Genomic DNA, 23,351 nt, shown 5'->3' with positions numbered 1-23,351 from the left:
AATCAAAAGGATTATAAACCACAATTTTATTTGTTCAAAAAACAACGAAAGAGAATTGAAACCTTGTTCTCGCAATTGTGCGACCAATTTATGATTAGACGTAATTACGCCAAGACATTTGAAGGTTTCAAAACCAGATTATTAGCTAAAATAAAGGCGTTAACAGTTGTACAATTCATCAACAAAGAATATTTCAATAGGAATATCAATAACTTAAAAGTGAGTATTATTTAAAATGCACAACGGGTTTAATGTTATTAAATGTTATATGAATTTCATATTATTAAAAATAAAAGTAATGAATTCTCTTTTACATTTAAAAATGTATGTTTTTAAAGTTACTACAGTAATTAGTATGGTGATTATTATGTAATGAGAGTATTCCTAATTCTGTCGAAGAAGTAAAAAGTATTCTGTTTTCTTATTTCAATTTGAAGAACTAACTCGTAGGTAAAGTTGATTAAAAAAATAATGAAGGAGAAAAGTTAAAAGGATTTAGATAGATTTTTTTCAACTTTTAGTTTATCTCATTAACAAGGTGTATTTTTGTAATATTCATCTGTCGAATAATTAAATATGATACTAAACGATACTATTGTAGCACTTGCTACTCCGTCTGGTGCTGGAGCTGTTGCTATTGTAAGAGTCTCAGGACCTAACGCCATTGAATTTGTAGCAGATGTTTTTCAATCAATAAAAAATAAAGATTTACGAAAACAAAAAACACATACGTTGCATTTAGGTTTTATAAAAGACGACGCTAAAATCATTGATCAGGTTTTGGTGTCGTTATTTAAAGGAACTAATTCGTACACAGGTGAACCAACAGTCGAAATTTCATGTCACGGATCTACTTTTATTCAACAACAAATTATACAATTATTGCTGCGAAAAGGTTGTAGAATGGCTTCAGCAGGGGAGTTTACGATGCGTTCTTTTTTAAACGGAAAAATGGATTTGTCGCAGGCAGAAGCAGTTGCCGATTTAATAGCTTCGGACAACGAAGCTGCCCATCAATTAGCAATGCAGCAAATGCGTGGAGGCTTTTCGAACGAAATAGCAAAACTACGAGAAGAACTTTTAAATTTTGCTTCGTTAATTGAATTGGAATTGGATTTTTCGGAAGAAGATGTCGAATTTGCCGATCGTTCTGCTTTTAGAGATTTGGTAAATCGTATTCAGTTTGTTTTAAAACGTTTGCTCGATTCTTTTGCAGTCGGAAATGTGATTAAAAACGGAATTCCGGTTGCTATTGTAGGAGAACCGAATGTTGGAAAATCAACTTTATTAAATGCTTTATTAAATGAAGAACGTGCAATTGTTTCGGATATTGCCGGAACCACGCGTGATACTATTGAAGATGAATTGATAATTGAAGGTATTGGCTTTCGCTTTATTGATACGGCGGGAATCCGTGAAACAGAAGATATTGTCGAGAGCATTGGAATTCAAAAAACGTTTGAAAAGATTGAACAGGCACAAGTGGTTTTGTATTTGTTTGAAAGTTTGAAATTTAAAACCCAAAATTTAGAATACATCACTGAAATCGAAAAAGTTAAGAATAAATATCCTTTAAAACCATTGGTCGTTATCATTAACAAAGTTGATTTACTTACCGATGAAGAATTACAACGGATTCAATCCCAGTTGGAAGCGTTAGAGGTTAAACTTGAAACCACTTCTGCAAAACATAAAACGGGTATTGAAGAACTTAAAAACACACTACTTTCTTTCGTAAACACCGGTGCTTTGCGCAACAATGAAACCATTGTAACCAATACCCGTCATTATGATTCATTGATTAAAGCCTTAGAAGAAATCCAAAAAGTACAATACGGATTAGATATGAACATTTCAGCCGATTTAATGGCTATTGATATTCGGCAGGCGTTGTATTATTTTGGCGAAATTACAGGTCAAGTAACCAATGACGAATTGCTGGGGAATATCTTTTCTAATTTTTGTATCGGTAAATAAATGTAGTTTTCTTTGTTAAGATTTCATTTCTTTTGATTGACTATCAGTAAATTAATATTGATAATCTTTTCTTTTATATTCCTTTATCATTATATTTGTTACCTCATATGTACCACATGTAAGTATTATGTTGTACAAACGTACCACAATATGAAAATATCATTGAAAGAAAGAAAATTGCCAAGTGGCAAAATTAGTCTGTTAATTGAGTACTATAAAGGTTCTGAAATTTCATCTGAAGGAAAGCGTAAACATATTCGTGAATTTGAGAATTTACAGCTTTATCTTGATCCAAATGCTAAGACAGCTAATGAAAAGAAAAAGAATAAGGAAAACCTTGATTTAGCTAAAAAGATTTTGTCAATCAGAGAAGCAGAATTTTATCAAGGTAGGTTTGATCTTAAAAATAATATCAAATCTAAAAGAAGATTTTTAGATTATTTTCATGAAAAAACAGAGGAGAAAAACAATTCTCCTAAAAATTATGGAAACTGGTCGGCAACCTTGGTACATTTAAAAAGATGTATTCCCCCTACCTTAACGTTTGAAGAAGTAGATGAAGCTTTTGTAAAACGGGTGCGTAAATACTTTGATACGGAAGCGAAGACAAAAAGTGAAACCTTACTTTCAGAAAATTCTAAATATTCTTATTTCAATAAATTTAAAGCTGCTTTAAGAGCGGCTTTTGATGATGGTTATGTTTCTATAAATTACGGCGCTAAAGTAAAATCGTTTGAACAACAAGAAAGCCAGCGTGAATATTTAACCCATGAAGAACTACAAAAATTAGCAAATACCGAATGTAAATATCCTGTTTTGAAACGTGCGTTCATTTTTTCATGCTTAAGTGGGTTGCGATGGAGTGATATCAATAAAATGATATGGGCTGAAGTTCGTGAAGAATTTCAAGAAGGTAAAAAAACAATAAAAGTCAACTTTACACAAGAAAAAACTTTAGGTGTAGAGTATTTATACATTTCGGAACAAGCACGAGAATTGTTAGGAGAACGAAAATATCCTTCAGACCGTGTTTTTATTGGTTTAAAATATTCTGCCGTTTATAATACCGAGTTATTGCGTTGGTGTAATCGTTCAGGAATTACCAAGCATATAACTTTTCACAGTGCACGCCATACCAATGCGGTGTTACTTTTAGAAAACGGAGCTGATATCTACACTGTTTCCAAACGTTTAGGACATAGTGAGTTAAGAACCACACAGATTTACGCCAAAATGGTAGATCAAAAAAATAAAGAAGCAGCTAATTTAATACCAACTTTAAAAATTGAATTATGAAAAAAAATAAAGTCTTTAAAGAAAATTTACTCGAATTATTAAATCAAGACGATGATGTTAAAATTTTTTTTGACCAAATGATAACAAAGAAAGTTGAGGACGTGTTTATGAATTTTCTTGCAAAGGATGATTATAGTAATTGTGAAAAAGAAGTACCAAACGATAATATTGAATCTATCATTCATAACAAAATTCAAAGTTTTTTTTATGATACTTTCTCGTATATTAGTAACTTACGTGAAGAAAGAACTCAAATGGAAGATTTACAAAATTATTTGTATGAAAGTTATAAGCTAGAATGTGAGATTGAAGAAACGTTTGAGAAATTAGAACAAAGTGGCTTTTTTAGTAATTCAAAACTTTATGAAAATCTAATTCCTAAGAATAAAATTTCAAATAGTAATGAGTTGGAACAAATTTTTGATTTTTTGGTAAAAAATAAAATGCTTGAAGGAACATTTAAGGACTTTGTTTTATTCTGCGATAGGGGTATCTCAGAATCTCTTAATTGGATTGATACAAAAGGATATAACTCTAAATCTAAATCAGTAACTTATGTTTTACTGTTTGATTTATTACATAATGTGATCTTTAAAGAGTCAAAACATTTTGAGGGACTCAAAAGGCGAGCGTTTTTAAAAAGTATCTGTGAAGGTTTTTTATTTGATGGAGAAGTGAAAAACTTCAATCTTCTTAATACAGCATATTCTACGTGGAAAAATGAACATAGGCTAACGAAATCTTTTTTATAAATTATTATGCTATTTGCCTTTAGCGTATTTTATTAGTTCTTTCTTACTCTTTACTTTGCTTCATAATTGAAAACATACGAGAAAATGGAAGCAAATTTAATTTTAGAAAAATTAGAAAGAATTGAAGCTATTTTATCTAAAACAGCAAAAACAATTCTTACAGTTGATGACTTAATTGACTATACAGGCTTTAAACGAAGTTACATCTACAAATTAGTGCATTTAAACGAAATCCCTTACTCTAAACCACAAGGAAAGATATTATTCTTTGATCGAGAAGAAATTGATCATTGGTTACGTCAAAACAAATCTCAATCAAAAGCTCAGATTGAGAACAAAGCCCTAGACTACTTCTTTAAATCAAAAAAATGAGGATAAAGGTTGCAGCCTTTATCCTCATAAATATCTTTTGTGTAACTTATTGAGTATGGTGCAAATATAAGCACATATACTCAAATAATCCAATTATTATGAATGAATTTGAGTATTATAACCGATCTAATCGGTCAGATTCCGTGTACGATAAAATTAGAGAGGAATTAGATAAATATTATATCATTAGGTTTAATGAGATAGCTTTAGAATATGAAATTATCGATAGAATTTCCAATAATAGAATTGAATTCAATGAATCATCAATTTTAATACATCTTCACCGAGAAAAGATCAATGTAAGCCCGCAAGTTTTTAAAACATATTTAAAATCACATTTCGTTTCAAGATTTAATCCGTTAACTGAATACTTTGAGAATTTACCTCCGTGGAACGGGTTTGACTATATTTCTAAATACGCTTGTTACTGCAAAACTGATGATGATTTACTCTTTGCAAATCATTTGTTAAAATGGGCTGTACGTGCTGTAAAAACCGTTTTTAATGACGATCAAATTAATAAACATGTAATTGTACTTGAAGGAGGACAAAGTTTTGGTAAATCTTATTATCTAAATTATTTATGCCCTACTATTTTAACCAAATATTTATATACAACCATTGGGACAGGAAAAGATGATAAAATCAAACTAGCAAAAGCTTTCATTATAAATATCGAAGAACTCGACGTAATGGGCAAATACGATATCAATTCAGTTAAGGCATTGATAAGTCAAGTATCAATTAACGAAAGGCTTCCTTATTCAGATAGATCAACGTTATTATTTCGGACTTGTTCTTTTTTAGCTTCAACCAATAGAGCTGAATTTCTTTGTGATGATACAGGTTCTGTACGATGGATCATTTTTAGCGTAATCAAAAAAATCGATTTTTCATATAGTAAAGATTTTAACATCGATGATTTTTGGGCTCAGGCTTATCACATTTATAAAAAGCAAAAAGATTTTAAATCTGATTTAACAGCTGAAGAAATTCAACAAAATGAACTCCGCAATGAACGTTTTACCATTCAAACAACAGAACATGAATTTGTTTTAAAGTTCTATGAAAAAACAGATGACATTCTCCAATTTAGAACGGCAACGGAAATTGTTACAGAACTACATATTATGGGACATAAATTAAATGCTCAAAAAATAGGTTCTGCTTTAAAGAAATTTGACTTCTCTAGAATCAAGCATGCGAAACGACAAGTTTATGGATATTTAGCCAAACCAAAATTTAAAGATACCCCTTGGGGATTTAACGATATATAATTTTTTATAATAATACTTACCTAGTTACCTAATTAGATTTAAAATATTGATATATAACGTTTTACTTAGGTAGGTAACTATAAAATTAAAGTACCTAACTAACCTATTTAAGGTAATAAGGTATGTGTTTTTTTTGCTTACCAAATAACATACCTAATTATTAATCAGTGTGTTATTTGTTTTAGGTAGCTAGGTAGACATAAAATTAATTTCGAGTGAATAATATACAAGAACTAAAAAAAATATCGATCATTAATATTTTAAACAAACTAAATATTGAATCGGTTGAAAAGAAAAAAGAAGAGTTTTGGTTTAAAGCACCATGGAGAAATGAACAAACGGCTTCAGTAAAATGTAAAAACAATTTGTTCTTTGATTTTGGCGATAGTTCTTTTAAAGGAAATACGATTGATTTTATAATGAAACTTTTCAATTATAATTTTAAAGATGCTGTAAAATGGTTACAAGATGAAAGTGTTTCTTTTTCTTTTCACCAGCCAGAAAACATTTTTCCAAAGAAGATTGATAACAAACAAAGTTATTCTATTATCAAAATTCAAACCTTACAGAATACCATTTTAATCGAATATTTAAAAAGTCGGAAGCTGAATATTGAACTCTGTAAAAAATATTTAGTTGAAGTTTATTACCAACTAAATAGCAAAAAATATTTTGGCGTTGGCTTTAAAAATGATTTAGGAGGAATTGAAATTCGAAACAAATATGCGAAGCTGTGTTTAGGTAAAAAATGGTACACATCAATTAAAGGTAAATCTAATCAACTGATCGTTTTGGAAAGCTGGTCAGATTTTATTTCTCTTATGATGTTATTTCCAAAAACGGAAAGCCAATTCGATTTTGTAGTTCTCAATACGTTGTCAATGCTTAATAAGTTAGACACCGTTTATGAGGAATACAAAAATGTTTTCTTAGCACTCGACAATGATAAAGCAGGCACAAAAGCAACTCAGAAATACCTTGAAATTTTAGGGGCTAAATGCACTGACATTCGGTATCTATATAAGAATGGATCGAAAGACTTAAACGATTATTTACTGGGGAATTATTAACTATTGAATTCGGCTGAGCAAGCCATGTTTCCCCTATGGGAAAACGCTTGCTCATCGAAACAACAAATTCACTTCATTCATTTGGAAATTATGGCAAGACCTAAAAAAAGTAACGATGAGTTACGAATATTCAATGTAATGATTGCATTGAATAAATTCGAAAAAGAGAAGCTGGATCAATTGATTGCATTGAGAGAAGATAATGCTAGTGTAGTAATTAGAGAACTGATTATGAATAAATCATTAAATGTCAATCGAATTAGTAAAATTGATGTGTCCACCCATTTATTGACTAGAAGAATTTCTAATAATTTTAATCAATACGTACGATCAATACATCAAACCCGATTGAATAAAATAGATATTGAAATCATGCAAGAAATTAAAATGTTATTAGAGACAATTCATTTAAAAATGCTGAGCCAATGATTGCAAAACAGAAAATTCATGGATTTGTTGCTGCTTTTGATTATAACCATCAGAAAATGGAGCTTAAAAATCCTAAAGATCGGGCAGAATTGTTAGATCATAATTTTTTCAAGTATGATAGAGAAAGTATTTTGAAAGAAATTAACTTTTTGAAACAATTGCGACCAAATTTAACCCGAGATACTTATCACGTATCGCTAAATTTTGCACCAACTGACCAATTATCTAAAAATCAATTAACACAAATCGGTAAAGATTATTTGGCAGGTATGGGTTTTGACGACAACGCGTATGCAATTTGGCAACATTTTGATGCTGAACATTTACATATTCACGTGTTGGCATCACGCATTAAATACGATGGCTCTGTCGTTTCAGATTCCAATAATTATCAGCGAAGCGAGGAAATTTGTCGGAAACTCGAACAAAAATATGGAATAGAAACAGTGAAATCATCCAAAGAAGCTTTAGACCGAGCGCCAAGCAAAGATGAATTGGAAATGATTCAACGCACAGGAGAACTTTCTGATCGAATGTTAATGCAAGAACGAGTTAAAGATGCATTATCAAAAGCAGATACAGTTTCAGATTTTATAGCCCTATGCAAACAAAACGGTGTCCATTTAATTTTCAATCAATCCGTAAGCACCGGACGGGTTTCTGGAATTACCTATATTTCCGATGATGGTTTCATAGCAAAGGGGCAAAAATTAGGAAATCAATACAAATGGGCAAACCTTCAAAACAATTTAAATTATGAACAAAGCAGAGACCGTCAAACAATTGGCGAAACAAACCGTGATACAAGAGAACGATTTAAAGAATTACTTGACCAAGGAAATCGAGGAACTGAAAACAGGAATGGTCAAACTAGCCGAAATTCAAAACAACATCATGAACAATCAGCTGGTTTTACATCAAACAATGAAAGCTCTTACCAAAACAGAAACGAAAGTGGATTTAACACCCATTATGAACGAACTAATAATTACAAAGAAACAGAACAAGAGCTTGAAGAAGCAGTTTCTAATCAACTTTCTACTGGTACAAGTGCCGTTATTAGCAGTGTTAGCAGCTTACTTGGTAGCATTAGCGGTAACGAGATAGATGATGATGCATTGAGACGTCGTAAGCCTAAAAGAAAACGCTAAATTTGTAAAATGGAAAAGTTAGACAACAAAGATATTAAATGGAGGTATCAAATAATTGACCACGGAACAGCAGAAAATCCTGATTTTCGGGTGCATGAAGTTTATTTTAATGCAGTAAATAAACAGGTGGCATCGCATACCGTAAATGCCGTTTCTTTACAAGGGTATGAATCTAAAGAGGAAATTATTAAAGATTTAGAATTAATAATTCAAGATTTAAAAGGTGCTGACAATAAAGTTCTTGAAATAGATAAATTAAATGAATTGTTTCAAAGTGAAAAGTGATTTTTCATTTTCAATAACTAACCTTTTTCGAGAAATAAATAAAGGGAAACTAAATTTTAGTCGCTTGATTTTTATATAAATATACAATTGTATAATTCAATAATTATATAAATATGTAATTATACAATTGTATAAAATAATGAGCGATAAAAAGCTGTTATTCAATCGGTTTTAAACTTCTGTTAATTTGGTAAAACTGCTTGAATGCACTTCTAAAAACTCCAAATTTTGATGTTGTTCGGGAACGTAATTCATTGCAAGCAGTTCATCAAATGAATAAGAATTAGTGTCGTTTTTATGGGTGAATTTCACAAATGCATCTATGGCTAACCATTTTGAAATACAAATAACCAAACCATTTTTTAACGTAATTTCTTTAGTTATGATTGGTGTGTTTTCTGCTAAAATTTCTTTATTAAATTGTTTCAATTCAAAAAAAGCTATTTCGTATAGCTTATTATAGAACTCATTCATGATAAAATCTTATAAATTAATAGATTGGTATCTTTCTTCTTTCTTTTTAAGTGAATCATTTTCAGATTTATAACGATCGAAAATATTTTTCATAATTTCTTGGTCACGCTTTCCATAATCAATAGTGTCGTTTTGAAATGCATTCTTTTGACTTTCGAGCGTTTTTTTAGCACATTCGCTACGTTTTTTAAGCTTCTCGTATCGTTTTTGAGCAATAATTTTTTTCTTTTCTTCGGCAGTTAATTCTTTTTCTTGTTGGGTTTGTGCAAAGCTCGAAATACTCAATATTAAAAAAAAGAGAAGTGAAATTTTTTTCATGATGATAGCAATTTAGTTAAACCTTATTTTGAAGTAAAGAAAAAGGTACGAAGCATGATCATATCTTTATCAGAGGTTTGCGACAACCCACACAACAGATAGACCAGCCCGTACCAAATCATTATAAGGAACGGGCGTAAGGTCTATCGTTAATAGGTTGTGTATCTGAAGGTCGCAATTTCTGATAACCAATAACGATAGCTTACGCTCTAATTAATTACTATTTTAATACCGCTAAATTACGGATTTTAAAATGCGAAACAAACTGATTTATTTAGAAATTATATTTTATCTGAATTATTTATTTTTGATAGCTTTATAGTATTGTATCACTATATTTTTCTATCATTTGAGTATTTAATTGTGATCGTATTATACCATGCTATTATGTTCTAAATATATCAAAATCGTGTTTAGTGAAGTTTAGTTTCCATTTGTTATATTTGCTTAAATTCGATGAAAATGAAAAGTTTTGAGGATAAAATAAATGAAATAAATGAGCTTTCAAGAAGTTATAATTTGAAAGAGAATCAGCGTATTTGTAATAGATGCAAAGATATTCTTACATCAGAAAATAACTATGATTTAAAAAAATGTTCTTGTGGATATCTAAGTATTGATGGAGGAAATGAATCTTATTTAAGAATTTTGATTAGCGAGTAACAACACCGCAAGATGATCGAGAACAAACACATAGAGTTCAAACAAAAATTAACGCCCGAATTAGAAAAAGAAGTAGTAGCCTTCTTAAATTCTAACGAAGGTGGCGTAATTTATATTGGTATTGATAAAAACGGAATTCCAATCGGTGTAAATGATGCTGATCAGGAACAATTACTTATTAAAGATAGGTTAAAAACGAATATTTTACCATCTTGTTTAGGACTTTTTGATTTGATTCTTGAAAAGAAAGAGGATAAAGAAATTATTAAAATTATTGTAGCTGGGGGTTATGAAAAGCCGTATTACATAAAGAAATACGGACTTTCTGAGAAAGGTGCTTTCATTCGAATTGGAAGTTCAGCCGAACCGATGCCTACTCGACAAATAGAACAACTTTTTAGCAAGAGAATCCGAAATTCTATCGGAAATATGAAATCGCCTAAACAAGAGTTAAAGTTTCAGCAATTACATATTTATTATCAATCGATTGGAAAAGCTTTAAATGAGCAATTTGCCCGAAATTTAGAATTAGTTACAGAAGAAGGAAGTTATAATTATGTGGCGTATTTAATGAACGACATCAATAATATTTCTATAAAAGTAGCTCGTTATCAAGGTTTAAATCGAGTAGAATTAGCAGAAAGCAATGAGTATGGATATGAATCATTGATTAAAGCCACGCATCAGGTTTTAGATAAATTGAATTTAGAAAACCGCACATTAACGAAAATCACTCCGAAGGAACGTAAAGAACAACGGTTGTGGAACGCCATTGCCTTGCGTGAAGCGGTAATCAATGCCTTTGTACATAACGATTATACAAAAGAAGTTGCTCCGAAATTTGAGATTTTTGACGATCGTTTGGAAATTACTTCGTATGGTAGTTTACCTGAAGGACTTTCAAAAGAAGAGTTTTTTGAAGGATATTCGATCATCAGAAATAAAGAATTGATGCGTATTTTCAAGGACTTAGATTTGGTAGAACAATTAGGTTCAGGTATTCCAAGAATTTTACAGGCTTATGCAAAAGACAGCTTTCATTTTTCTGAAAACTTTTTAAGAGTTACATTGTTTACAACAGAATCTGTAACTAGAACCGAACAAGATACCGAACAAGATACCGAACAAGATACCGAACAAGATACCGAACAAGATACCGAACAAGATACCGAACAAGATACCGAACAAGTTCGATTATTAATTTCGAGTATGGCAGATAAGAAATATAGCAGTGTAGAATTAATGGAACTTGTTGGTATAAAGCATCGTCCTACATTTTTATATAATTATTTACAACCAGCACTAGAATCAGGTTTAATAGCCTTGACCATTCCTGATAAACCAACAAGCAGAAATCAAAGGTATTATTTAACAGACAAGGGAAAAGGATGATTGAAAAGCTTAGAGTAGTATCTAAGCTTTTTTCTTTTTTTTACTTTATTTTACTTTTTTGTTCAAAACGACACAATTCGTCTTTTAAAAGTCCTTTATTTGAAGTGCAAGAATTTATTGTAAATAAAGATTATATCAGAAATAGTTACGGGTTTCCACATTATAATTTTCTTTATTTTCGTTTTCTTTACATTTTAACAATTAGTATATTTACGCAAAACACTATTTATCATAAATGGCTAAAAAAGTCCAAACAAAAAGTACCGAAGAAATCCTATGGGATTCTGCTAATAAGTTACGTGGTTCGGTTGAACCTTCAGAATACAAGCATGTTGTATTGAGTTTAATCTTCTTAAAATTTGCGAATGACAAATTCTTAAAAAGAAGACAGGAACTTATCAACGAACACAAAGAGGCTTTTATCGAAATTCCAGAATTTTATCAAGCAGAGAATGTTTTCTACTTACCCGAAGAATCTCGTTGGACATACATTATCGAAAATGCCAAACAAGAAGACATTACCTTAAAAGTCGATTCGGCTCTAAAAACCATTGAGCGTACCAATAAATCGTTAGAAGGAGCTTTACCTGATAATTATTTTTCACGCTTAGGTTTGGATCAATCTAAGTTCTCTTCCCTATTGGATACCATCAACAATATCGACACCCTGAAAGATGAAGCTCAAGATATTGTTGGGCGTGTGTACGAATACTTTTTGAGCAAGTTTGCCATAGCAGAAGGAAAAGGAAAAGGAGAATTCTATACACCAAAGTCCATCGTGAACCTGATTGCCGAAATGATTGAACCATACAAAGGGAAAATCTATGACCCTTCTTGCGGTTCGGGTGGTATGTTTGTGCAATCGTTGAAGTTTATTGAGAAACACCAAGGAAACAAAAAAGACATTTCGATTTACGGACAAGAGTTAACGAATACCACGTTTAAACTGGCAAAGATGAACTTAGCCATACGTGGGATTTCTGCTAATTTGGGCAATAAAGCAGCTGATACATTCAGTGACGACCAACACAAAGACTTGAAAGCCGATTACATCATGGCTAATCCTCCTTTTAATTTAAAAGATTGGCGTGCAGAAAATGAATTAACTAACGATGCACGTTGGGCAGGTTACGAAGTTCCTCCAAAATCGAATGCCAATTACGCATGGATTTTGAACATGATTTCAAAGTTATCTCAAAATGGAGTAGCTGGTTTTATCCTAGCAAACGGCGCTTTGAGTGGCGGTGGTGAAGAATACAAAATTCGTAAACAAATTATAGAAAACGACTTGGTAGAAGCGATTCTGATTTTGCCAGGAAGTATGTTTTATTCGACAGATATTAGTGTTTCTATGTGGATAATCAATAGAAACAAATTAGAACGTACTGTTGAATTAAATGATGTTATTAAACATTATAGAGATAGAAGAAATGAAGTCTTATTCTTTGATTTAAGAAGAGAGGGAGTACCTTTTGAGAAGAAATTTATCGAATTTGATGAAGATACGATTTCTAAAATTTCACAAACCTATCATAATTGGCAACAAATTGATTTTGAATCAACCTATCAAAATATAGAAGAGTTTTGTAAAAGCGTACATATAGATGAAATTCGGAAGAAAGATTATTCTTTAGTTCCAAGTAAATTCATTGACTTCAAAAACATTGAAGAGAATTTCAATTTTGATGAAAAGATGAATGAAATTAAGACAGAACTATCTTCTTTATTTGAACAAGAAGAAGCTTTAAAAAATGATGTAGTGAACGTATTTAAATCATTAGGTTATGAGTTATAAACGACTTGGTGATTATATCATTGAAAAAGTTGAATTCAATGAGGGAAATAAATACGATTTATTGCAAGGAGTAAGTAACAATAAATATTTTCAGAAAGCAAAGACAAACACTATAGGAGTAGATTTGTCTAAATATCGTGTGGCTCATTATAACCAATTTGTGTTTAACAGAGCTACTACTCGTAACGGAGATAAAATATCAATTGCATTAAGAAAAGGGGAAAGTTGTATTGTTTCTCCTTCATATAGAATTTTCGAAGTTAAAGATGAAAATGTTTTAAATCCAGATTATTTATTAATGTGGTTTAAGCGTCCAGAGTTTGATCGCTATGCACGTTTCAAATCTCATGGTAGTGCTCATGAATTCTTTGATATGGAAGAAATGTGTGACGTAGAATTACCTGTTCCAACCCTCGAAAAACAAAAGGAAATAGTCACTCAATACCAAGCTGTATCAAACAAAATAAAAATAAACGAGCAAATTTGCGAGAAGTTAGAAGCCACAGCTCAAGCTTTGTACAAACATTGGTTTGTAGATTTTGAATTTCCGAATGAAAACGGACAAGCTTACAAATCTTCTGGCGGAAAAATGGTGTACAACCAAGAATTGGAAAAGGAAATTCCTGAAGGTTGGGAGGTTGGATTATTATCCGATTTAATTACGGTTAAATATGGTAAAGATTATAAACATCTGAGTAAAGGAGATATACCATTATATGGATCTGGAGGAATAATGGGTTATGTAAATGAAGTTCTTTACAATAAGCCCTCAGTTTTAATACCTAGGAAAGGTTCTTTAAATAATATTCTTTATGTAAAAACACCATTTTGGTCAGTTGATACAATGTTTTATACAATTCCAAAAATAGATAATACATTAATTTATGTTTTTAATGTACTTTCTAAGATGGATTTTAATTCTTTAAATGTCGGTTCTGCTGTTCCAAGTATGACTACTGAATACTTGAATAGTATGCAGATTTTAATACCTGAAAATAATGTTTTAGAAGCGTTTGACTTCGAATTAAATCAACTAGAAGATTATAAAATAACAATTAATAACCAAAACCAAAAACTCACTCAACTTCAATCATTGTTGTTAAGTCGCTTGGCGAGGTTGGAGGGGTAAACTAAAACTAAACTACTATTAATTATGAATACTAGAAATTTTTATAAATGTTTTATATCATCACCTGGTGATTGTTCAGAAGAAAGAGAAATATGTGAAAAAGTTATTAATGACCTTAATAACGGATTGACAAAACACTTAAATATAAATTTTGAAACATTTATGTGGGAAAATGATGTTTTACCAGACATAGGGAAAAATGGTCAAGAAATAATTGATGAACATATAATTGACTCTAATTATGATATTTTTATTGGTATTATGAAAAACAGATATGGACATCCTACAAAAAAAGCTGGTAGTGGAACAGAACATGAGTTTAATGATGCCTTATTAAGAAAAGAGAAAAATCCACAATCACCACAAATATTATTCTTCTTTGGTAAAGAATTAATTGACCCAGATACTTTTAATCAGGAACAATATAATAAAGTTAAAGAATTTAAAAATAAAGTTCGAGAATTAGGGATATATACAGATTTTGAAGGTGTTAATAATTTTGAAGATTCCCTTAAAAATCACTTAGAACTTTTTATAAAAAAAAAATCACCGGTAAATAACGCTGAAGAAAAGGTTGATCAAGTTGATCATATTTTAAAACGTTTAGAATTAGATTTAGAAGAATCATTAAAATCTTATAACGAAAAGTCACCTATATGGATAGATCCTATCATAAGTTCTAAAAGAGAAATTCCTGATTCACCATTAAAAAATGGAGATGGTAAAATTGATGTAGAATCAATAGTTGAATACCCTTGTAATATAATAATCAAGGCTCCATCTGAATTTGGATTGACCTCACTTGCTCATTATATGAAATTAGAAGCGTGGAAACTAGGAAAAACCTTTATATATATAGATGCAAAAAAAACGAAAAAACATAAAGTTGTAAAAGATGTTCATAATGAAATTCAAAACTATTTTTTAGAAGATTCTAAAAATATAGATTGTATATTATTAGATTCTGTTTGCCTTGAGGAAAATGGTATTATGCAGATGATAAAAAACGTTTGCGATGGATTTGAAGACATACCCATCGTTATTTTCAATACAATTGATAATAACTTTTTCTTGAAATCAGACGAAGATGATAAAGTTGAAATAAAAAGGCAATTCAAATCACTGTATTTATTACCATTACCTCAAAACGATGTTAGAAAAATAGTAGTAAATTATTCACGAGTAAAATCTTTGGAAGAAGATGACGATGTTATTTTAGGAAAAGTTACCAAAGACTTAGAAATTTTAAATTTGCACAGAACTCCAAAAAATTGTATTTCAATTTTAAGGGCATCTTCAAAAATAGGCGCAGAATATAGTCCAATTAACAGAACAAAATTGTTAGATACAATTTTAAATACAATTTTTGATGAATACGATATTCCTACCTATCACGATAAAAAACCAGATGTAAAAGATTGTAGTTTTGTCTTAGGCTATTTATGTGAATTATTGCTAATAAGAAATAATTTTGAATTTGCAGAAGATTTTTTTAAAACAGAACTAAGAGAATTTTGTGAAGAAAATTTCATAGAATTAGATTTAGGATATTTACTAAATGTTTTGGTAGATAATTCTATTATCGGAAGAAATTTTAATCTCTACTATTTCAAAAATTCATATTGGGTATTTTATTTTCTTGCTCATAGAATGAATATGAATAAAGAGTTTTTACAAAAAATATATAATGATAAAAAATATATTGATTTTCCAGAGATTATTGAATTTTACACTGGCATAGATAGGAATAAGGCTGATGCTTTAGAAGTGTTAAGTAAAGATTTAGATGAAACATTATTGTCTGTGAGAAGTAAAGTTAAAATACCTGATAATATAAATCCTTTTAAATCTATATCTTGGGAACCTGATAGAGAGACAATAGAAAAAGAAGAAGCTAAAATTAGTGAAAATGTAATTTCTTCTGGATTACCTGATGAAGTTAAAGATAAATATGATGATAAACATTATAATCAAATTAGACCTTATAACCAAGTAATTAACTCTGTTATAAGAGATTATTCTTTTTTAGTTTTAATGAGACAAATATCTGCAACTTCTCGAGCTTTGAGAAATTGCGATTTTGTAGCTCCAAATTTGAAGAAAGAATTATTGGATAAAATAATATTGTCTTGGAACGAAATAAACAAACTTTTGATTGTATTATCTCCTTTACTTGCAGATAAAGGAGATGTTGCTTTTGAAGGAGCTCGATTCCACTTAGACGAAGAAGATTTTGATATATCTGACCCACATTTAAAAAGATTGGCTGTTCTACTAGCTGTTCCAACAAACGTAGTTAAGTTTTTTAAAGATGATCTATTTTCAAGTAAAATGGGACCTTTATTAATAGATAAAGCTGAAAACGAAACTAATAGCTTGATAAAACATGAGTTGATGTTACTATTAATATCGGAGAGACCTCAAAAATGGCGAGAAACTATTGATGCTTATATTGTAAGTCTTGATAAAAATTCTTTCTTTTTATCGGATACTTTGTCAGCATTAAATTTCAATATCAACTTTAAAGCTACAGAAGTTAGTGCTTTACAAGCATTACAATATCTATCTAAAAAGTGTAGAGCTAAGCATTTATTAAATGATAACAATCCTAGTATGGGTTTGATAAATCGTCTTGAAAAATTAGAAAGAGGTGTAAAACACTAAGAAATAAAACCGAAAAGATCAATAAGCTTCAATCGTTGTTGTTAAGTCGCTTGGCAACGTTGGAGGGGTAATATAAAACTAATAAAAACTACTAGAAAACTTAAATTATGATAGATAAAGGCTCAGAATGGAATATTTGGGATTTACATGTGCATACTCCAGATTCGATTTTTCATAGATATGGAAATAGTGAAGATGTTTGGGAAAAATACATTACTGATTTAGAAAAGCTTCCACCACAATTTAAAGTAATTGGAGTTAATGATTATTTTTTTTTAGATGGCTACAAAAGACTTTTAAAGGAACAGCAAGAAAATAATCGTTTACAAAATTTATTATTAATACCTGTTTTAGAATTTAGAATTGAAAAGTTTGCAGGAGTTGAATTTAAAAATATAAAACGAATCAATTTTCATGTTATTTTTTCACCAGATCTTCCAATTGACACTATTGAAAGTCAGTTCTTAAATACTTTACATCAATCTTATACTTTAGAGGCTGATGGTAAGGCATGGACGAGAGCTATTACTAAAGAAAGTGTTGCAGAACTTGGACAACTTATCAAAAAAGCCGTTCCAGATGATCAAATTAATAAATATGGAAGCGACTTGTCTGAAGGCTTTAATAATTTAAATTTAAAAGAGTCTCAAATATTTGAATCTTTAAAAAAGGATTGTTTTGATAACAAGTATCTTATAGCAATTGGGAAAACTGAATGGGATGAATTAAAATGGTCGGATGCTTCTATTGCTCAAAAAAAAAGTATAATTAATGAAGCAAACATAGTCTTTACAGCTTCGGAGAATACAGCTAAGTATAATGCCGCCAAACAAAAATTAACATCTCAGGGTGTAAATGATTTTTTATTTGATTGTAGTGATGCACATTCTTTTTCTTCGGAGACTACTGAGAAAGACAGGATTGGTAATTGCTTAAATTGGCTAAAATCAGATATTTCATTTGATGGTTTACGTCAAGTAATTATAGAGAAAGAAGGACGCCTTTTTATAGGAGATAAACCTGAAGTGACAGAAAGGATAAATACAAATCGTACAAAATACATTGATTCAATTAAAGTAAATTCCGTTGCTGGCTATGATCCCAAAACACAAGGTGAATGGTTTAATAATATAGAAATTCCGCTGAATCCAGAATTAGTTGCAATTATTGGAAACAAAGGAAACGGTAAAAGTGCATTAGCGGATATTATTGGATTATGTGGAGATTATTGCGGTAGTCATGATGATTTTTCTTTTTTGAATAAGAAACGGTTTGGAGAAAATAATGGTAGAAAATCATCTAATTTCGAAGCTACGCTAACATGGAAAAGCGGTAACTCAGTAATCAAGAATTTAAATGACAAAGTCGCGGAATCCGTATCTGAAAAGGTAAAATATTTACCTCAAGGTTATTTTGAAAGATTAACGAACAATCACGATTCTATTGAGGATTTCAATAGAGAGATAGAGAATGTTGTTTTCACTCATTTAGAAGTATCAGATAAATTGGGAAAAAATACCTTTCAGCAATTAATCGATTTTAAAACTTTAGTTACTGAAGAGGAAATACTTGGCTTAAAAAACAAACTTCAGGCAATAAATAAATCATTATTTGAGAAAGAGAAAAAACTAAATCCTGAGTATAAAAAAAGCATTGAAAATCAAATTGAAATAAAAGAAAATGAACTAAAAGCTTTGATGGAGCCTGATGTAGTTCCTAATCCTAATGATGATCCAGAACATGCTAAAAATAATATAGTAATAAATCAGAAACTTTTCGAATTAAATCAGAAAATTGAAGATGAAACTAAATTGTTGATTTCTACCACGGATAATAAATCAAATTTATTGATTGAAATTAATAATTTGAAAACAACTAAGCAAAAGATTGAAAATAAGCTCAAAGAATTTGAATTCTTCAAAATAGAAATCAAAGACGAATTGTTAAAATACGGTTTGGATATTAATACTATATTAACTATAACTTCTAATTTAGAAAGTATTAATGGGTTATTAACAGTAAAAGATGATGAATACACAAAAATAAAAGTACTATTAGGAGAAGAAAATAGCGATAATTCTAATTTTAGAACTATTCCTCAAAAGATTAGTGAACTAAAGTTGCAGCAAGAGAGAATACAAAATGATCTGGGTGAGGCAGACAAAATTTACCAAAATTATCTTATTGATAAAAAGCAATGGGAAGAAAATAAGAGTAAGATCATTGGAAATGTCACTACAAGTGGCAGTCTTGAGTTCTTTAAAAATGAATTAAAATATATTAATGAAATACTTGAGTCTGAAATTCAAACCGAAAGAAAATTACGTATAGAAGTAACTAAAGAAATTTTTGAGCTAAAAGAATCTGTATTAGGAATTTATAAAAATGTTAAACAAAAAATTGATAAAATAATTGAAGAAAATGCTTATTTACTTGCAGCATATCCTATACAAGTAGAAGCTTCATTTGTTTTGAAGTCTAACTTTCAAAAGAAGTTTTTAGAGTATATTTCTCTGAATAAAATAGGAACTTTTTATGGTAAAGAAAACGCTGAACTTCAGTTAAAGAAAATATTGGAACAATCGAGTTTAGATACATTTGATAATATTTCAGACCTGCTAAAATCTATTACTAATGCTTTGTTTGTTGACTTGAGAGATGCTAATAATCAATCAACTAATATTGAAAATCAAGTTAGTGATGTCGTTGAATTATATGATTATTTATTCTCATTAGATTTCGTTGATTATAATTATGAACTTCGTCAAGGTAATAAAAGCTTAAACCAATTATCCCCAGGAGAGAAAGGTGCTTTGCTTTTAATTTTCTATTTATTGTTAGATAATAATGATATACCGCTGATCATTGACCAACCAGAAGATAATTTAGATAATCATAGCGTAGCTAATATTTTAGTTCCTTTTATAAAAAAAGCAAAAGCTAAAAGACAAATAATTTTAGTTACACATAATCCTAATTTAGCTGTTGTTGCGGATGCTGAGCAAGTAATTTTCACAGAATTAGACAAGGAAAACAATTACAAATTTTCGTTTAAAGCTGGGGCTATCGAAAACCCTGTAATAAATGATTGTATCGTAAAAGTATTGGAGGGTGCAATGCCGGCTTTTAATAAGAGAAAGCTTAAGTATTATGAAAGTATATAAGTTATGAAATACACCGAATCACAATTAGAGCAAGCTTTTATCAGGCTTTTGGAAACAGAAGGCTATACTTATGTTGATGGAAAACAGTTGCAGAGAAGCTCGAATCAAGAAGTATTGATTAAGGAAGATTTGCGTGCTTTTTTGTTGGCTCGATATTCCGATTTAGAAGAAATAGAATTGGAAAGTATCATTAATGAAATTGCTTTTCAATCGGCTTCTAACTTATACGATTCCAATAAATACATCTGCAAATTATTAGCAGATGGCTTGATTTTTAAACGTAACAATCCACTAAAAAAAGATTTACATATTCGGTATATCAATATAGAAAATATCAAAGAAAACTCGTTTAAAATTGTCAATCAATTAGAAATTCAAGGATCGGAACTGCGTATTCCTGATTTGATTTTGTACATCAATGGTATTCCCGTGGTTGTTTTTGAATTTAAGACAGCCATTGAAGAAGAAATTACCATTTACGATGCGTTTAAACAATTAACTGTTCGTTACCGTAGAGCTATTCCGGAACTGATGAAATACAATGTGTTTTGTGTAATTAGCGATGGCGTGAATAATAAAGCAGGAACGGTATTTTCTCCTTACGAATTTTATTACGGATGGAACAAAATTACGGGTGAAGAGAAAAAAGCTTTGTCAGGTATTGAAACTACCACTTCCATTGTTCACGGAATGTTGAACCAGAACAGACTCGTAGATATTATTCATCATTTTGTGTTGTTTCCTGATACTTCAAAAAACGAACTGAAAATATTGACACGTTATCCGCAGTATTACGCATCTAAAAAGTTGTATCAAAATATAAAGGCACATCGTAAACCTGAAGGAGATGGTAAAGGCGGAACTTATTTTGGAGCAACAGGCTGTGGAAAAAGTTATACCATGTTATATCTTTCTAGGTTATTAATGCGTTCGACTGATTTTGCAAGTCCAACAATCATCATTATTTCAGATCGTACCGATTTAGATGATCAGTTGTCCAAAGACTTTACCAATGCCAAAAAATTTATTGGCGATGAAAACATCATCAATATTGAGTCAAGAGCTGATTTAAGAGATCGTCTACGAGGAATTGAAAGTGGCGGGGTGTATTTAACAACGGTACAAAAATTTGCTGAAGATGCAGATATTTTATCCGATAGAACCAACATCATTTGTATTTCAGATGAAGCCCATCGTTCGCAAGTCAATTTAGATTTAAAAGTCAAAATAGATGAAGAGAAAGGTGTTACGAAATCGTATGGTTTTGCCAAATACCTGCACGATTCATTACCCAATGCAACTTATGTAGGCTTTACAGGAACACCAATTGATAAAACGTTAGAAGTATTTGGTAACGTGGTAGATCAATATACCATGTTTGAATCGGTAAATGATGAAATTACCGTGCGATTGGTGTATGAAGGTCGAGCTGCAAAAGTAAATTTAGATTATAATAAAGTTCAGGAAATTGAACAATATTATGAAAATGCAGTGGCAGAAGGAGCTTCGGAATATCATGTAGAAGCCAGTCAAAAAGCCATTGCCAAAATGGAAGTCGTTTTAGGTGATGGTGACCGTATAAAAGCCATTGCAAGTGACTTTGTGGAACATTATGAAAATCGTTTGGAAGAAAACGCAACGGTAGCCGGCAAAGTTATGTTTGTATGTGCATCTCGTGGCATTGCATATAAACTATTTAAAGAGATTTTAGCTTTACGACCTCAATGGGGAGAGATGATGCTTCCAGAAACTTTAACTGAAAAAGAACAAAAGGAGATTAAACCTATTGAGCGTGTTAAGATGATTATGACACGTAATAAAGATGATGAAAAGGAATTGTGGGATTTATTAGGTAGTAAAGAGGATCGTAAAGAACTGGATCGACAGTTTAAGCAAATCAATTCCAATTTTAAAATTGCCATAGTGGTTGACATGTGGTTAACAGGTTTTGATGTTCCTTTTTTGGATACGATTTATATTGACAAACCTTTGCAAACACATAATCTAATACAGACTATTTCTCGAGTAAACCGAAAATACCAAGGAAAAGATCGTGGTTTGGTAGTAGATTATATCGGCATCAAAAAGAATTTGAATCATGCGCTAGGGATGTTTAACAATCAAACTGCCGATGATGATTTTGAAGATATTTCACAAGCAGAAATCATTGTTAGAGATCAGTTAGATTTGTTGCGTCAGTTTTTCCATCGCTTTGATACAAAAGATTATTTTGAAGGATTACCTGTTGAGCGTTTAAACTGTTTAAACAGAGCTTCTGAATTGGTATTGCTGACAGAAGAATCTGAGAAGTTTTTTGTGAATGTAACCAAGAAGCTAAAATCTTCATACAATCTAGTAAGCGGTTCAGAATTGTTTAGTTCGAGAGAAGTAGATGAAATTCATTTTTATTTTGCAGTAAAATCTATTGTGGTGAAACTAACAAAAGGCGAAGCACCCGATACGGCTCAAATGAACGATAAAGTTGCTAAGTTGGTAGAAGAAGCCATTATTTCGGAAGGAGTTGAAGAGATCTTTAAGTTAGATGACAATAAAGCAAATGCTATTGATTTGTTCAATGATAAATTCATCGAGAAAATATCGAACTTGGAATTACCCAATACGAAAATCAAAATATTAGAACGATTACTAAAACAGACTATTAACGATTTCAAAAAGGTTAATAAAGTTAAAGGTCAAGATTTTTCCGAAAGATTGCAATCGATCATTAATCGTTACAATGAACGAAGTGAATGTGATATCTTAGATTATGAAGGAATTCAGTTTGATACTGCCGAACAAATGTTGGATCTCATCATCAAACTTCGTGTTGAAATGGATTCGTTTCAAGATTTGGGAATTGATTACGAAGAAAAAGCCTTTTACGATATACTCAATAAAATTTGTCAGGTTTACGGTTTTGAATTTGATAAAGATAAGATGCTTGAGCTAGCTCGTGAGATAAAAAATATTGTTGACAATACCGCTAAATATCCTGATTGGAGCGACCGTGACGATATTAAAGCGCAACTTAAAATGGATATAATTGTAAAACTGCATCAATTCGGTTATCCACCCATTACACAAGACGATGTGTATAAAAATGTATTGGAACAAGCAGAGAATTTTAAGAAGAATAGATAGAT

General features: G+C 30.6%; 19 protein-coding genes. 17 read left to right on the top strand and 2 right to left on the bottom strand.

The window, feature by feature from the left end:
- The 10 genes from C8P70_RS05920 to C8P70_RS05875 form a co-directional block, all read left to right on the top strand.
- Nucleotides 1-234 (top strand): transposase (locus C8P70_RS05920; RefSeq protein ID WP_166666175.1); only part of this gene is annotated, 234 nt, incomplete at its 5' end.
- A gap of 342 nt (nucleotides 235-576) precedes the next feature.
- On the top strand, nucleotides 577-1,977 hold the full coding sequence (gene mnmE / locus C8P70_RS05915) for a tRNA uridine-5-carboxymethylaminomethyl(34) synthesis GTPase MnmE (protein ID WP_133712414.1): 1,401 nt from the start codon (nucleotides 577-579) through the stop codon (nucleotides 1,975-1,977).
- A gap of 150 nt (nucleotides 1,978-2,127) precedes the next feature.
- Nucleotides 2,128-3,273, top strand: a complete 1,146-nt coding sequence (locus C8P70_RS05910; protein ID WP_133712413.1) for a site-specific integrase — start codon at nucleotides 2,128-2,130, stop codon at nucleotides 3,271-3,273.
- Nucleotides 3,270-4,025: a hypothetical protein gene (locus tag C8P70_RS05905; protein ID WP_133712412.1), complete on the top strand. Its 756-nt coding sequence runs from the start codon at nucleotides 3,270-3,272 to the stop codon at nucleotides 4,023-4,025. The genes C8P70_RS05910 and C8P70_RS05905 overlap by 4 nt, the downstream gene beginning before the upstream one ends.
- A gap of 84 nt (nucleotides 4,026-4,109) precedes the next feature.
- Nucleotides 4,110-4,397, top strand: coding sequence for a helix-turn-helix transcriptional regulator (locus tag C8P70_RS05900; protein ID WP_133712411.1), 288 nt, complete (start codon nucleotides 4,110-4,112; stop codon nucleotides 4,395-4,397).
- A 98-nt stretch (nucleotides 4,398-4,495) separates the two neighbouring features.
- Nucleotides 4,496-5,674 carry a VapE domain-containing protein gene (locus C8P70_RS05895; RefSeq protein WP_133712410.1) on the top strand — a complete coding sequence of 393 codons (1,179 nt, stop codon included), beginning with the start codon at nucleotides 4,496-4,498 and terminating at the stop codon, nucleotides 5,672-5,674.
- A 215-nt stretch (nucleotides 5,675-5,889) separates the two neighbouring features.
- Nucleotides 5,890-6,744 carry a toprim domain-containing protein gene (locus tag C8P70_RS05890; RefSeq protein WP_133712409.1) on the top strand — a complete coding sequence of 285 codons (855 nt, stop codon included), beginning with the start codon at nucleotides 5,890-5,892 and terminating at the stop codon, nucleotides 6,742-6,744.
- Between the two features lie 3 nt (nucleotides 6,745-6,747).
- Nucleotides 6,748-7,173, top strand: coding sequence for a hypothetical protein (locus C8P70_RS05885; RefSeq protein ID WP_133712408.1), 426 nt, complete (start codon nucleotides 6,748-6,750; stop codon nucleotides 7,171-7,173).
- A complete protein-coding gene (locus C8P70_RS05880) occupies nucleotides 7,170-8,324 on the top strand; it encodes a relaxase/mobilization nuclease domain-containing protein (RefSeq protein WP_133712407.1) in 1,155 nt (384 codons plus the stop codon). The genes C8P70_RS05885 and C8P70_RS05880 overlap by 4 nt, the downstream gene beginning before the upstream one ends.
- A gap of 9 nt (nucleotides 8,325-8,333) precedes the next feature.
- Nucleotides 8,334-8,609, top strand: a complete 276-nt coding sequence (locus C8P70_RS05875; RefSeq protein WP_133712406.1) for a hypothetical protein — start codon at nucleotides 8,334-8,336, stop codon at nucleotides 8,607-8,609.
- A 171-nt stretch (nucleotides 8,610-8,780) separates the two neighbouring features.
- Here the strand turns inward: C8P70_RS05875 and C8P70_RS05870 are convergent, their stop codons facing one another.
- On the bottom strand, nucleotides 8,781-9,083 hold the full coding sequence (locus tag C8P70_RS05870) for a hypothetical protein (protein ID WP_133712405.1): 303 nt from the start codon (nucleotides 9,081-9,083) through the stop codon (nucleotides 8,781-8,783).
- Nucleotides 9,084-9,092: 9 nt separating this feature from the next.
- A complete protein-coding gene (locus tag C8P70_RS05865) occupies nucleotides 9,093-9,401 on the bottom strand; it encodes a hypothetical protein (protein ID WP_133712404.1) in 309 nt (102 codons plus the stop codon).
- A gap of 462 nt (nucleotides 9,402-9,863) precedes the next feature.
- Between C8P70_RS05865 and C8P70_RS05860 the strand changes: the two genes are divergently transcribed.
- The 7 genes from C8P70_RS05860 to C8P70_RS05830 all read left to right on the top strand — a co-directional run bounded on the left by C8P70_RS05860 (nucleotide 9,864) and on the right by C8P70_RS05830 (nucleotide 23,349).
- Nucleotides 9,864-10,064, top strand: coding sequence for a DUF7695 domain-containing protein (locus C8P70_RS05860; RefSeq protein ID WP_133712403.1), 201 nt, complete (start codon nucleotides 9,864-9,866; stop codon nucleotides 10,062-10,064).
- 12 nt (nucleotides 10,065-10,076) lie between these two features.
- Complete coding sequence (locus C8P70_RS05855; protein ID WP_133712402.1) at nucleotides 10,077-11,456, top strand: Fic family protein; 1,380 nt, start codon at nucleotides 10,077-10,079, stop codon at nucleotides 11,454-11,456.
- A gap of 235 nt (nucleotides 11,457-11,691) precedes the next feature.
- Nucleotides 11,692-13,251 carry a type I restriction-modification system subunit M gene (locus C8P70_RS05850; protein WP_133712401.1) on the top strand — a complete coding sequence of 520 codons (1,560 nt, stop codon included), beginning with the start codon at nucleotides 11,692-11,694 and terminating at the stop codon, nucleotides 13,249-13,251.
- Nucleotides 13,241-14,380, top strand: a complete 1,140-nt coding sequence (locus C8P70_RS05845) for a restriction endonuclease subunit S (RefSeq protein WP_133712400.1) — start codon at nucleotides 13,241-13,243, stop codon at nucleotides 14,378-14,380. The genes C8P70_RS05850 and C8P70_RS05845 overlap by 11 nt, the downstream gene beginning before the upstream one ends.
- 24 nt (nucleotides 14,381-14,404) lie before the next feature.
- Entirely contained in the window at nucleotides 14,405-17,044 is a 2,640-nt protein-coding gene (locus C8P70_RS05840; protein WP_133712399.1) for a DUF4062 domain-containing protein, read from the top strand.
- 107 nt (nucleotides 17,045-17,151) lie between these two features.
- Nucleotides 17,152-20,208 (top strand): TrlF family AAA-like ATPase, encoded by a 3,057-nt coding sequence (locus C8P70_RS05835; RefSeq protein ID WP_133712398.1) that lies wholly within the window; start codon nucleotides 17,152-17,154, stop codon nucleotides 20,206-20,208.
- Nucleotides 20,209-20,211: 3 nt separating this feature from the next.
- Nucleotides 20,212-23,349 (top strand): type I restriction endonuclease subunit R, encoded by a 3,138-nt coding sequence (locus tag C8P70_RS05830; protein WP_133712397.1) that lies wholly within the window; start codon nucleotides 20,212-20,214, stop codon nucleotides 23,347-23,349.
- Nucleotides 23,350-23,351: the final 2 nt, after the last annotated feature.

The sequence above is a fragment of the Myroides indicus genome (assembly GCF_004364575.1).
Classification (GTDB): Bacteria; Bacteroidota; Bacteroidia; order Flavobacteriales; family Flavobacteriaceae; genus Flavobacterium; species Flavobacterium indicum_A.
This window is presented reverse-complemented; position numbering and strand designations above follow the sequence as displayed.

Bases quoted from the DNA above. Each gene is read 5' to 3' on its own strand.
- mnmE (WP_133712414.1), top strand. From the start codon at position 577: ATGATACTAAACGATACTATTGTAGCACTTGCTACTCCGTCTGGTGCT.
- C8P70_RS05910 (WP_133712413.1), top strand. From the start codon at position 2,128: ATGAAAATATCATTGAAAGAAAGAAAATTGCCAAGTGGCAAAATTAGT.
- C8P70_RS05905 (WP_133712412.1), top strand. From the start codon at position 3,270: ATGAAAAAAAATAAAGTCTTTAAAGAAAATTTACTCGAATTATTAAAT.
- C8P70_RS05900 (WP_133712411.1), top strand. From the start codon at position 4,110: ATGGAAGCAAATTTAATTTTAGAAAAATTAGAAAGAATTGAAGCTATT.
- C8P70_RS05895 (WP_133712410.1), top strand. From the start codon at position 4,496: ATGAATGAATTTGAGTATTATAACCGATCTAATCGGTCAGATTCCGTG.
- C8P70_RS05880 (WP_133712407.1), top strand. From the start codon at position 7,170: ATGATTGCAAAACAGAAAATTCATGGATTTGTTGCTGCTTTTGATTAT.
- C8P70_RS05875 (WP_133712406.1), top strand. From the start codon at position 8,334: ATGGAAAAGTTAGACAACAAAGATATTAAATGGAGGTATCAAATAATT.
- C8P70_RS05870 (WP_133712405.1), bottom strand. From the start codon at position 9,083: ATGAATGAGTTCTATAATAAGCTATACGAAATAGCTTTTTTTGAATTG.
- C8P70_RS05865 (WP_133712404.1), bottom strand. From the start codon at position 9,401: ATGAAAAAAATTTCACTTCTCTTTTTTTTAATATTGAGTATTTCGAGC.
- C8P70_RS05860 (WP_133712403.1), top strand. From the start codon at position 9,864: ATGAAAAGTTTTGAGGATAAAATAAATGAAATAAATGAGCTTTCAAGA.
- C8P70_RS05855 (WP_133712402.1), top strand. From the start codon at position 10,077: ATGATCGAGAACAAACACATAGAGTTCAAACAAAAATTAACGCCCGAA.
- C8P70_RS05850 (WP_133712401.1), top strand. From the start codon at position 11,692: ATGGCTAAAAAAGTCCAAACAAAAAGTACCGAAGAAATCCTATGGGAT.
- C8P70_RS05845 (WP_133712400.1), top strand. From the start codon at position 13,241: ATGAGTTATAAACGACTTGGTGATTATATCATTGAAAAAGTTGAATTC.
- C8P70_RS05840 (WP_133712399.1), top strand. From the start codon at position 14,405: ATGAATACTAGAAATTTTTATAAATGTTTTATATCATCACCTGGTGAT.
- C8P70_RS05835 (WP_133712398.1), top strand. From the start codon at position 17,152: ATGATAGATAAAGGCTCAGAATGGAATATTTGGGATTTACATGTGCAT.
- C8P70_RS05830 (WP_133712397.1), top strand. From the start codon at position 20,212: ATGAAATACACCGAATCACAATTAGAGCAAGCTTTTATCAGGCTTTTG.